Raw genomic sequence first — 11,816 nt, forward strand, 5'->3', positions numbered from 1 at the left:
TGACCTCCATCAAAGCAAAACTCAAACCAAGAGTGGGTGAACGGACCCCGGAAGGTAGGAGAAGGCTGCGGGTTGGTTCCGCAGCTGGGTTTCCCTGGCTGCGGACCAAACCTCGCCTACTTGCGGATCAGTGAGGTTTCGGTGAAGCCCCCCGGCGCCACATAGACCTTGTCGCCGCTGCGCCCCTTCCCCTTACCCTGCCCCTTGCCGTCAGAGGTCGCGCCACGGTCATGGCCCGTGCTCCCCGGCACAGCGACCGGTTGGCCGGCTGCGTCGTAGGCGTGCTGTTCCAATCGGTATTCGCGGGGTACGACCACCGGGTGCAGCGACTTCTTGTCGGCGGCGCTGACAAAGATGGTTGACTCCCCCGCCGGTCCATCGACGGTCACTGACGAGATCAGTGGCTGGAGCAGCAGCGCATCGATCGATGCTGCGCCGTCGACGACGGCGTTGACGCTGCGTTCCCCACCCTTCAGTTCCCGGTCGAGGCTGAACGGCTGCAGAAGCCCCGGCGCGTCGGTGATGCCCTGCTCCCCCGCCCCGCCGTTGGGGGTAGTGCCGAGCTTCCGTTTCCCCGACCAGCCGGTGGTCCCTGCGTCCCCGATAGTCCTGTTCACGACCGGGTACACGTTGCGATCCTGCTCGTGCACGGTAACCGGGATGCGCAGGCGTGCTCCGGTGTTGAGCTGCGCATACGCGCCACCCGAGATGTTGGCTTCACCGGTCCACGCGGATTCGGCGGTGACCATGGTGCCGTCGCCCTTGATGGTCCCGGTTTCAGCTTCGACCACTGTGAGCCCGTCGGTGGCTACCGTCTGGTCGATCCCCAGGGCCGCTTCCTTAAGCTCGGGGTTGGCATCGAGCACCAGCATGGAGAGTAGACCGTGGATGGTCGATTCTGCCCCCGAGTTGTAATTCACGGTCCCGTCCGCCTGCACGCCGTCGAACGTCACTCCGGTCGCCGGGTTGTAGGTGGGCTCACCGCTGCGGTTGGCACCGAAGTACCATCCGCCCATCACCGCCGCCAGCTCGTACAGGCCGGTGGCGCCGGTCGCTTCCGCGGTCGACACCAGGCTTTGCAGCCGCGAATCGACGCCGTAGGCGATCTGCACCCGCTCCGACGGCGTGGGAGTCCACGCGTTGTCCGGTCCGCCCGCGGTGATCAATTGCGCGGTGAACCCGGCAGTGTCCTGCACTGCAGCGTCGGCAAGGTCGGGGCGACCCAGTACCACCGACGCGTCAGCGACGGCGGCCGGAGCCATGCCGCCCCACGCATGCCAGAACGTCTGGGACTTGGTCCATGGGAGGATGGCCCCGAACGGCCAGGTCTGGGTGTCCCCCGATGACATCTCAGCAATACCCTCGGTGAGCTGGGACAGGGCGGTCCTCGCCACCGCGTCGGACGGCTCGGCGCCCACATACGCCGACAGGCCAAGCACTGCCTCAGCCGATGAGTCGGCGCCCTGGGCGATCAGCCAGGCGGGGACGCGGACACCGTCGGCCATTTCATACTGACCGTATTGGCCCAGCGACTGGCGGTTCAGCGCGTCCAGCGAAAGGTGCAGCCGCTCCTGCAGAAACGCGGCGAACTCGGGGTCTGCTTCGCTGAACGCCGCGTACCCTTCGCCGAGGGCCCACACCGTGCGGGCCACCCAGTAGGACTCAGCCGAATCGCTGGGATCCGGGAGTTCGATGGGCTCGGCGCTAGGGTTCAGGTCACCGTCGGTCTGCTGCCACAGCACCACGTTGCCGGCATTGGGGCCGTCAGTGGTCTGCAGGTAGGCCAGCGATCGTAGAGTCTGGAAGGCCAATTCTCGGCTGGCCTCGCTTCCGGTCTGCTGCCAGTGCCGGAGGTAGACGACGGCGGTGCGTGAAATGTCGTCGGCGTTGTAGGCACCCTGGCTCCAGTCACCTTCGGCGTCGAGGTTACCGCCGCCGATCTTTCGGTAAGTGCCGTCATCGTTCCGGTCCGCGTACGTCCACGGCGCCAGCGCCGTGGACTGCTCATCGGCGCGGTAGGTGCTATGCCCCTCAATGTCAGGCACCGGCACCTCCGCCAGCAGCCAGTCCAGGTGGGAGGTGTTGGTGAGCGGTGCGGATCCGGCGGCCGCTGACGGAGCCGGAAGAGTCAACGACGGCCCAGCGACCCCTGCGCCACCCGGCACTGCAGAGACCGGCGCTATTCCGACGCCGAGCACTGCAAGGGTGACGCCCGCTGCCAGGCATGGGATGCGCACTCCCCTGCCGGTCATGATGCGACCCGATCGAGGCGGGCCACACCGATTTTGGAGTCAGCCATGCCGTAGAAGACGAACAGCTGCCCGTCGATCTCCTCGATGGCTGTCGGGAAGACCACATTCGGCACGATGCCCGACTTCTCCTCAGCGGTTTCGGGGGCCAGCAGGGGTTCGCGGCTGCGGGCAATCACGATCGACGGGTCATCCGCCGAAAGAATCATCGCCGCCGCCGAGTAGTTGACCTTCTGCTGGTGGTCGAACGCCGATTTTTCCAGTGCCCCGGCCACGCCGTGGTGGATGATGAGCCAGCCTTCGTCGATCCGCAAGGGCGGCGGGCCACCACCGATTTTCAGTTCTTCGAACTCGAACTCGCTCATCGCGACGAGGGTGTGCTTGCCCATGTGAACCAGGTTGCGGATGTCTCTCTCGACGTCCTCGACTGACACGTAGGAGATCCAGATTCCGGGCCGGTTGTCCGTGATCCCGGCGGGCAGGTGCTCGCCCTCGCCCTCGCGGATCCAGCCAAGGTCCCACATGGGGCGGTGCAGGAGCGCATAGGAGGGGACGCCGTCGGGGTCGTTGACCGGCTCAGGGAAAAACACGCCGTCCTTATTCGGGAACAGGTTGAGGTCCATGGACAGCTCGGCCTTGTATTCGAAGAAGCAGGGGCCGAGCCGCTGCCAGGACCGCAGATCGGTGGAATGTGCGAAGGCCATCCGGGGACCCATGGGTCCGTAGGCAACGTAGGTCATCAGGTGCAGGCCGAGCGAGGGCACCCAGGTGGTGCGGGGGTCCTCGGTGCCTGAATTGTTGGTGCCGCGTTCCCAGCCTTCGTCCGGACTTAGGACCACGCCCATCCGGTCGACGCCGGTGGGCACCCCGTTCTCGATCACAATCTTGGCTAGCCCGACCCGGGACACGTTGCCCTTCGAGACCAGCCGGGGCAGCAGGTACAGCTCGCCGTCCGGGCCGCGGCCGCTGGCAGGGTTGAGCACTCCCTCGGCCTCCAGGTCGTTGCCTTCCTCTGGGCTCATGATGACGCCCGCCCGGGTCAGCGTGAACGGCACGGTGGGCAGCACGGTGGTTTGCGTGGTGGTGGTTTGCGAAGTCATTGGTGGTTAACCCTTTGCGCTTGATCCGATATTGGTGGAAATGAACTGGCGTTGGAAGAAAATGAAGAGTGCGACGGCGGGCGCCGCGAGCACGCACGCGCCGGCCAGGATGGCACCGAACGGGTTGGCGGCGGTTGCCGCAACGTTGGAGATGTAATTGGCGAGGGACACGGCCAGCGGCTGAAAATCGGTGTCCTTGGTGACCAGGAACGGCCACAGGAATTCGTTCCACGGCCCGATGAACGTGAGCAGTACAGCCGTCACGATGGCTGGCCGCACCAGGGGGACGGCAATCTGGGTGAGGATGCGCAGCTCGCTGGCCCCGTCGATCCGCGCCGCCTCAAACAGCGAAGCGGGCAACTGGAGGAAGTACTGCCTGAAGACGAACACGGCGGTGGAGTTGATGGCGAACGGCAGGATCATGCCCAGATAGCTGTCCGCCAGACCATAGTCACGCACAATCAGCACGTACAGGGGAATGAGCAGCAGCTGAAACGGGACAATCTGGACCAGCAGCAACAGGCCAAACACCATCCCGCGTCCGCGGAACTGCATCTGCGCCAGGGCATACCCGACCGGGATGCCGAACAGGACGGTGCAGAGGATCACCCCACCGGTGAAGATCCCCGAATTGATCAGGCCCCGCACCAGGCTGATCGACTCGTTGATCAACACATAATTCTGTCCGGTGATGTTCCCGAAGTTGGGGAAGGCGCCGGCCACTGAGGTGTCGGGTTGGGTCTGGAGTGACCCAATGAACATGTAGTAGAACGGGAACAGGAACACGAAGGCGCCCACCGCCAGCAGCAGGAAACTGAACGGGCGCAGTGCCCGCTGCTTCGCGGTCGAGGATTTTCGGTCCTGCTCTACTGGGTCAGCGGCAGGGTCGACGAGCGGTGGAACCGCCGCCGACTGGGTTGATTGGAAGTCCTTGGCCATCTCAATCGTCCTTTCCGCTGATAAAGCGGCGTTGCACCAGTGCCAGCAGCAGCACACCGATCACCAGGATGACGCCCAGCGCCGCGGCAGTATCCGGGTTGCCCTGGAGGATTCCCTGCTGGTACATCAGGAACACGGGCGACGTCGATGCGCCGTCCGGCCCGCCGCCACCAGTGAGGAGGTAGGGCTCGGTGAACAGGTTCGCACCCGTAATGGTGGCGAGCAGTGTGACCAGGAACGTGGCTGGCCTGACACTGGGAATGGTGATGCTGAAGAACTGCCGCACCTTCCCGGCACCATCAACCGACGCCGACTCGTACAGTTCCTCGGGGACGTTCTGGAGCGCGGCAAGGTAGAGCAGGATCGAGAATCCCAGCTGCTTCCAGGTCACATACAACGCCACGGTCGGCATGGCCAGGCCGGAGTTGACGAGCCAGGACGGGTCCGGTGCCAACGGGCCGAAAATCGAGTTGACCAGCCCGTCCTGTGCGAAGAGGAACAGCCATACCCCGACGACGGCGACGCTCGCTGTCACGTATGGAACGTAATAGCTGACCCTGAAGAAGGTGCGAAGCCGGGTGACCCGGTTCAGCGCGTTGGCGAGGACCAGCGAGAGCACCACCGTCAGGGGGACGTTGATGATCAGGAACACGCCAACGTTGACGAAAGAGCGCCCGACGTCCGGATCAGTGAGCACCGCTGCGTAGTTGTCGAACCCAACGAATGGTCGGTCGACAGCCACGCCGGGTGCGGTGAAGAAGAAGTCGTGGAATGAAATGTAGACGGCGTACCCCAGGGGAAACGCGAGCACCGCGAAAATGAAAAGTACATACGGTGCACTGAACGCGATTCCGAGGGGTTGGCGTCCCAGCGGTCTGTTGCGCCGGCGGGGGGCAGGATCCGGGCTGGTGCCCGGATCCCGCGACGTACCGACGGTGGATGAAGTAGTCACCGTCGGTCCGTCTACTCTTCGGAAGCGAGGCTGGAGATCTCTTCAGCGGCCGCGGTGAAGGCGTCGTCGACTGTCTCGTTGCCGAAGATCACCGAGGCACCATAGGCGTCACGGAAGGTCTGCCAGATTTCGACGGAGTTGGGCACGTTCGGGACCTCGACTGCCCGTGACGCCTGGTCGGCGAACTCGGTGTAGGCGGGGTTGGCGTCGAAATACTCGGAGTAGGCTTCAGTCAGATCGGCGCGGATGGGCATCTGGCCGGTCGCCTCAAGCAGCGCCCCGTCCTGTTCTTCACTAGTGGCGAACTTCATCAGGTCCCACGCGGTCTGCTTGTTGTCACAGGCCGAATAAATCGCCATGTTCTTGGCGTCGGAGAACGTGTGGCTCTCATCCCCCTCGGCGAGGCCGGGGACCGGCGCGGTCCCCCAGTTCACGTCGTCGCCATAGACCGGGATGGCCCAGGGGCCGGAGATCGCGATTGCTGCTTTCCCGTCCACGAACGAGTCACCGGTGTACGCCTCCTGAGAGGAGAGACCCTCCTCGTACATGCTTTGCCACATCCCGGCGACGGCTTTGCCCTCGTCGGTGTTGAAGGCTGCTTCGCCGTCGACCACCAGCTGAGACCCACCGGTGGCAGCGGCGAAGAAGGGGTAGAAGTCGAACCAGGATTGGTAGAACTCACCTGCGGGCGAGGGCCACATCGCGTAGTCGGCGGCACCCGATTCAACGAGGGTGCGGGAGGTTTCCAGAAGCTCGTCCTGGGTGCCCAGCGCCGGGTTCTCGGGGTCAAGCCCCGCCTCTTCGAACATGTCCTTGTTGTAGTACAGCACCACGGGGTTGGATTTCCACGGCAGCTGGTAGTACTGCCCATCCGCTGACTTGTACTGCTCCGCGACCTCACCGCTGCGGGATTCGACGTACTCGACTCCGTCCTCGAAGGTATCCAGCGGGACCAGCCCGCCCATCTCCTCGAACTGCGGGACGGCCACCGGAGCCGTGTTCATCACGATGCAGGGGGCGTTGCCGGCGGTGATCGCCGCGGCGATCACCTCCTCTGAGCTGGTACCGGCAGGGATCTCCTGCGCGGTGACCTCCTGATCGGGGTTGTCTGCGTTCCAGGCCTCGACCATCGATTCTCCCCAGGCAACTTCCTGCTGGTTGTTCGAATACCAGATGGTGATCGGGCCGCTGGTCAGCTCTCCGTCCCCGGCGGCGTCGCCCCCGCTGCCGCCGCAGGCTGCGAGGCCGAGACCCATCATGGCTGTGGCCGTGATGGCCAGTGCTCTCTTGGTGTATCGCGTCATTGCGTTTTCTCCTAGATCACTTTCACTTGCGTTGGATGCGTTACTTACTGCCGGAGGAACTCCGGTTGTGGGGCGCCGCGGTGGATCCGCGGGTAATAAGTTTGGGGGCGGGCAGGACGACGTCGGCGCCGTCGTGAGTGCCCTCGAGCTGGTTGAGCAGAACCTGTGCCGCGGAGCTGCCCCACAGGAGCGGGTCGCTGCCGATGCTGGTCAGTGCGGGGTTGAGGTACTGGGCGTACTCGGTGTTGTCATAACCGGTGACCGACAGGTCATCGGGGATCCGCAACCCCTGCTGCTGGGCGTAGGCCTGCCCGGCGGTGGCCATGATGTCGTTGGCGTAGACGATCGCAGTTGGTGCGTTGTCGCGGGCAAGCAGGTCAGCTGTCGCCGCGACCCCCTCGGTCGCACCAAAGTCCGCTTCAATGAACAGGTCGGCTTCCAACCCGTTGAGCTTGAGGGTGTTGGCCCAGGCGTTGCGGCGGCTCAGTCCATGAATGTAATGCTGTGTTCCACCGACATGGGCAATCCTGGTGTGACCCAGATCGACGAGGTGCTGAACGGCGTGACTGATCCCCTCGGTGTCGTCCATGCAGACGGCCGGGAAGGGTGAGGGCGTGTCCGGTCTGTTCAGGGTGACTGCCGCGAGTCCCAGTTCCAGCAGCAACGCGATGCGGGAGTCATCCGTGCGCATGTCGCTGAGGATCACACCGTCCACCCGACCCTCATGTGCCAGCCGCCGATAGCTGGCCTCCTCGGACCCCGTCTGGGTGGCCACGGTGAGGACCAGCGAATAGCCGCTGTCCGCGAGGGTGGTCTCAATCCCCGCGATGAAGGATGGGAAAAACGGGTCGGTCCCGAGCAGCCGCGGATTACGGGCCACCACCAGGCCGAGGGCGTAGGCCTTCGACGAGGACAGCGATCGGGCCCGCAGGCTCGGTGTCCAGCCCAGTGCGGCGGCGGTGCTGAGAATGCGGCGTCGAGTATCCTCGCTGACCCCCGCCTGCCCATTCAATGCATAGGACACGGCGCCTTTGCTCACGCCAGCAGCCCGGGCTACGTCGCTGATCGTTACCGGCATCCCTGTCGCCATCCTTGTCTCGTGGTGGGGCTAACAACCAGTTATTAGAGGGGTGATCCCCATCACTTAACCGGTTAAGTAAACTTAACTAAACCGGTTCAGTGACCGATAGTCAAGGAAGTTTTCGAGTTTTGAGGAATTCAAGCGGTCGGAACAGCAATCTTGCCGACCGCCGGGGCGAATAACACTTGAAGCCATCACGTCCAGCAATGATCAAAATCGTCCGGGAACTGATCCAGGACGTTGACCGAACGAGGCGAAACGGGCCCTGATCGAGATGCTGGGGATCTTCGCCTGCTGGGTGGACGCCAGGATTCTTGCGGAGGGCGTGGAACGTTCAGAAGAACTGGATACCCTGGTCAGTCTCGGCGAGCCAGCCCTAGCGGGCCCTAGCTGTCGGAGCCGAGCGGCCCCTCCGGCTCGGAGATGAAGCCCTGCTCCACCATGAAGTCGAAAGCGACGTCCGCGGGTTCTTCGCCCTCGACGTCGACCCGCAGGTTCATGGCCCGTAGCGCCTCGTCGGTCAGGGTCGGGGCAATTGCACCGAAGACGTCCTCCAGTCCAGGGTGCGCCTCAAGGGTTTCCGTGTAGAAAACCGGTGCCGCGTTGTAGGCGGGGAAGAAGCCGAGATCGTCTTCGAGGACCGTGAGATCGAGCGCGTCGATCCGCCCATCTGTGGCAAATACTTCACCGAAGTTGCAATCGCCGTTATCGGTAGCGGTGTAGACGGCGCCCGTATCGAAAATGCTGATGTTGTCATCGGGGACGCCGTCCGCTTGACCCCGCTCCATCCCGTAGTGGGCGAGCATGGGGTTCATGCCATCCGGGCGCGAGTTGAACTCCGCCTCGACGCAGAAGGTCCTTTCCTCCACCGGCAGTTCGGCGATTTCGGAGATGGTGCTGATGCCGCCGAGCTCCTCGACGGCCTCGCTGCGTACCGCGATCGCGTAGGTGTTGTTCAGGGGCGCGGTGTCCCCCCAGGTCAACCCGTTCTTTAGATCAGCCTCGTAGACTGCGGCGAACTGCTCCTCCTGGTTGGGGAACCCTTCGCTCATGCCAAGGTAGGTGAGCCACGCGGTTCCCGTGTACTCCCAGACCATGTCGGCCTGACCGGCGAGCACCAACTCACGCACGGGCTGGCTGCCGGGAACGTTGGTGAGGTCGGTGACATCGAATCCTGCCGCCTGGCCGGCGAGGACGGCAATCTTGCCGAGGATCAGCTGTTCGGTGAAGTTCTTGGAGGTGACGGTCAGGGGTTCGCCGTCGACAATTTCCGTAATGCTGCCAGGACCCGCAGCAGGGACGTAGGAGGTGGCTGGTTGCAGACCGCAACCGGTGGCCAGCAGCCCCGCGGACAGGACTGCCGCGGCACCGGCGGCACGCCGCAGCACCCGCCGGGGCAGGGCGCAGTTGGGTGGTGTGGTGCTGGGAAGCATCAGAGTCCTTTCGGGCGGGCGACATGTTCGACAACGCGCCCAATCCAGTCGACCAGAAGGGCCAGGAGTGCCACCAGGACCGAGCCCACAACGAGGACGCTGACCAGGTTGAGGTTCACTCCGGTGATGATGAGAATCCCCAGCCCACCGCCGTTGATGAATGCCGCGAGTGCGGCGGTGCCCACGAGGAGCACCAGTGCGGTGCGGATACCTGCGAGCATGACGGGGACAGCCAGCGGCAGCTCCACTTTGAACAGGACCGCTGCGGCGCTCATCCCCATGCCCCGGCCGGCCTCGACGAGACGCTCATCAACCTGGTTGAGGCCAACCATCGTGTTCCGGAGAACGGGCAGCAGAGCGTAGAGGACCAGCGCGATGATGGCGGCGTCGAAGCCGAATCCCTGCCACGAAGCAAGGAGCACAATCAACCCGATGGCCGGGGCCGCCTGCCCAATATTGACGACGGCGAGCACCGGACCGGTGAGCCGCCGGAACGGCCCGCGGGTCAACAGGATACCGAGCGGGATGGCAATTACCAGCACGATAACCGCTGACACAGCCGTCAGGGCAAGGTGTTCAAGCGTGTAGCCGAGCAGTGAGTCTGGGTTGAGGGTGTTGAGTTCGGTCTCCGACAGGTCAGCGGTCAGCGCCCAGATGATCAGCGCGGCAAGCGCCGCCAGGATGCCGGCGAGCTGATAGACCAGCGGACGCCAGGAGGGCCCGGCGATATCCGCTTCGGCGGCGACGGCCAGGGGATTCTGGGCTGGTGCGGCAGCGCTCACTGGCCGGATCCCGTAGCCGGACGGGACGGCTCGCCGTCGCCGACGGCGCCATCCTGCCCCTCAACTGCCTGCAGCGTCCCGGTGTTGACGCCTACCGGGCGCCCAGAGGAATGTGCTGAGCGGGCATGGGCGTGGGCGCGACCGATCGCGTCCATGATCGTTTCGACGTCGATCACACCGAGGAAGGTGTCGCGTTTCCCGGTCACCAGCGCGGCGCCAGCGCTGGAGACCAGCATGGTGTCCAGCGCATCGTTGAGCGTCGCCCGGTCGCCGACGACGGGGAGTTTGGCATCCCAGTCGTCGCTGACCCGGTCGATCCGGGTCAGCTGGCGGCGGGTGAGCCACTGGATTGGGCGGTTTTTCTCGTCGACGATGACGGCATGGTCGTGCTGTGCCTGGTCGAGCCGTGAGAGTACGTCGCTGGCGAGGTCGCCACTAGTGGCGACAACCGCCTCGGCAAGGTCCACCTCATTGACGCGGGTCAGCGTGAGCTGCTTCAGCCCGGCACCTGACCCAATGAAGTTTTCGACGAACTCGTTGGCGGGGTTCGCGAGAATCCGTTCAGGAGTGTCGTACTGCACCAGCTGCGCGCCGTCGGTGAAGATGGCAATCCAGTCGCCGAGCTTCACCGCTTCGTCGAAGTCGTGGGTGACGCAGACGATGGTTTTCTGCAGCTCCGCCTGAATATTCAGGAGCTCATCCTGCAGCCGCTGCCGGGTGATCGGGTCCACGGCGCCGAACGGCTCATCCATCAGCAGCACGGGTGGGTCTGCGGCCAGTGCACGTGCTACGCCGACGCGCTGCTGCTGCCCGCCGGAAAGCTCCTTGGGGAAGCGGTCCCGATACTGGGCGGGATCCAGGGAGACCAGTTCCAGCAGTTCATCGACCCGCGCGGCGATCTTCTCTTTGCTCCAGCCGAGCATTTTCGGCACAATACCGATGTTCGTGGCGACACTCATGTGCGGGAACAGTCCACCGGCCTGAATGACGTAGCCGATCCGGCGCCGGAGGTTGTCCCCGTTAATGTCGGTGACGTCGTCGTCGTCGAGGACGATCCGTCCTTCGGTGGGCTCGATGAGCCGGTTGATCATCTTGAGTGTCGTGGTCTTGCCGCAGCCGGACGGGCCCACCAGCATGACGATCTTGCCTGCCGGGATTTCCAGGGTGAGACCGTCGACGGCCGGGGCATCCTGGCCCGGATAATGCTTGGTGACCTTGTCCAACAGGATGCTGGCCCCGGTAATACCGGAAGGTCCGGACTTCCCGGTGTTGTCGGTTGCGGTGGAAAGGGTCTCAGACACGGATACCTCGCGGGGTGGTTAGTCGGCCGAGGCCGATGAGCAGGACGTCGAGCACAAGGGCAAGAATGATGACGGCGATGACGCCGGTGGCAACTGATTCCAGCGCGTTGGCGCCGCCCAACCGGGAGAGCCCGGAGAAAATAAAGCCGCCGAGGCCGGGGCCGAGCGCGTAGGCGGTAATCGCGGCGATGCCCATCACCATCTGGGCAGACACCCGGATGCCGGCCAGGATCACCGGCCAGGCCAGTGGTAGTTCCACCTGCAGCAGGGTGCGGAACCGGCTCATGCCGATCCCCCGGGCCGATTCGACGATCGAGTTGTCAATCCCGGTCAACCCCACCACGGCATTCCGGAGGATCGGGAGCGCGGCGAAGAAGGACACAACAATGACGGCGGGAGTCACCCCGAAACCGAAGGGCGCGATCATCAGCCCGATGAAGGCGAATGACGGGATGGTGAGACCTACCGCTGAAACGCTGTTCGCAATCGACCTGAAGGTGCTGCTGCGGTAAACCAGCGCCGCGATGCCCACCGCGATCACGGTCCCGAGAATCAGGCACTGGACAACCAGGGAAAAGTGCTGCCAGCTGGCGAACAGGATTTGAGGCAGCCGGTCTCCAAAGAAATCCAACAAATCAATACCCTCTTCACATTGGTTACGTGTCAGCCTGCAGG

Annotated in this window: 10 protein-coding genes; all 10 read right to left on the reverse strand. The window is 64.1% G+C overall.

Going from position 1 to position 11,816, the window contains the following annotated elements; translation table 11 throughout:
• Window positions 1-116: 116 nt before the first annotated feature.
• The 10 genes from ACX80Z_RS05420 to ACX80Z_RS05465 all read right to left on the reverse strand — a co-directional run bounded on the left by ACX80Z_RS05420 (window position 117) and on the right by ACX80Z_RS05465 (window position 11,775).
• Entirely contained in the window at window positions 117-2,252 is a 2,136-nt protein-coding gene (locus ACX80Z_RS05420) for a hypothetical protein (RefSeq protein WP_459315154.1), read from the reverse strand.
• Window positions 2,249-3,349, reverse strand: coding sequence for a glycoside hydrolase family 130 protein (locus ACX80Z_RS05425; protein ID WP_459315155.1), 1,101 nt, complete (start codon window positions 3,347-3,349; stop codon window positions 2,249-2,251). The genes ACX80Z_RS05420 and ACX80Z_RS05425 overlap by 4 nt, the downstream gene beginning before the upstream one ends.
• 6 nt (window positions 3,350-3,355) lie before the next feature.
• Window positions 3,356-4,111 carry a carbohydrate ABC transporter permease gene (locus ACX80Z_RS05430; protein ID WP_459315300.1) on the reverse strand — a complete coding sequence of 252 codons (756 nt, stop codon included), beginning with the start codon at window positions 4,109-4,111 and terminating at the stop codon, window positions 3,356-3,358.
• A gap of 178 nt (window positions 4,112-4,289) precedes the next feature.
• On the reverse strand, window positions 4,290-5,240 hold the full coding sequence (locus tag ACX80Z_RS05435) for a carbohydrate ABC transporter permease (RefSeq protein WP_459315156.1): 951 nt from the start codon (window positions 5,238-5,240) through the stop codon (window positions 4,290-4,292).
• A gap of 11 nt (window positions 5,241-5,251) precedes the next feature.
• On the reverse strand, window positions 5,252-6,544 hold the full coding sequence (locus ACX80Z_RS05440) for an extracellular solute-binding protein (RefSeq protein WP_459315157.1): 1,293 nt from the start codon (window positions 6,542-6,544) through the stop codon (window positions 5,252-5,254).
• A gap of 40 nt (window positions 6,545-6,584) precedes the next feature.
• Window positions 6,585-7,622, reverse strand: coding sequence for a LacI family DNA-binding transcriptional regulator (locus ACX80Z_RS05445; protein WP_459315158.1), 1,038 nt, complete (start codon window positions 7,620-7,622; stop codon window positions 6,585-6,587).
• A 389-nt stretch (window positions 7,623-8,011) separates the two neighbouring features.
• Complete coding sequence (locus ACX80Z_RS05450) at window positions 8,012-9,058, reverse strand: glycine betaine ABC transporter substrate-binding protein (RefSeq protein ID WP_459315160.1); 1,047 nt, start codon at window positions 9,056-9,058, stop codon at window positions 8,012-8,014.
• Complete coding sequence (locus tag ACX80Z_RS05455; RefSeq protein WP_019481955.1) at window positions 9,058-9,840, reverse strand: ABC transporter permease; 783 nt, start codon at window positions 9,838-9,840, stop codon at window positions 9,058-9,060. The genes ACX80Z_RS05450 and ACX80Z_RS05455 overlap by 1 nt, the downstream gene beginning before the upstream one ends.
• The gene (locus ACX80Z_RS05460) at window positions 9,837-11,141 is read right to left on the reverse strand and encodes an ABC transporter ATP-binding protein (protein WP_459315161.1); all 1,305 of its coding nucleotides are present in this window, start codon (window positions 11,139-11,141) and stop codon (window positions 9,837-9,839) included. Before ACX80Z_RS05460 ends, ACX80Z_RS05455 begins: the two co-directional genes overlap by 4 nt.
• Window positions 11,134-11,775: an ABC transporter permease gene (locus tag ACX80Z_RS05465; RefSeq protein WP_019481953.1), complete on the reverse strand. Its 642-nt coding sequence runs from the start codon at window positions 11,773-11,775 to the stop codon at window positions 11,134-11,136. Before ACX80Z_RS05465 ends, ACX80Z_RS05460 begins: the two co-directional genes overlap by 8 nt.
• Window positions 11,776-11,816 lie beyond the last annotated feature (41 nt).

The sequence above is a fragment of the Arthrobacter sp. TMT4-20 genome, assembly GCF_054510775.1.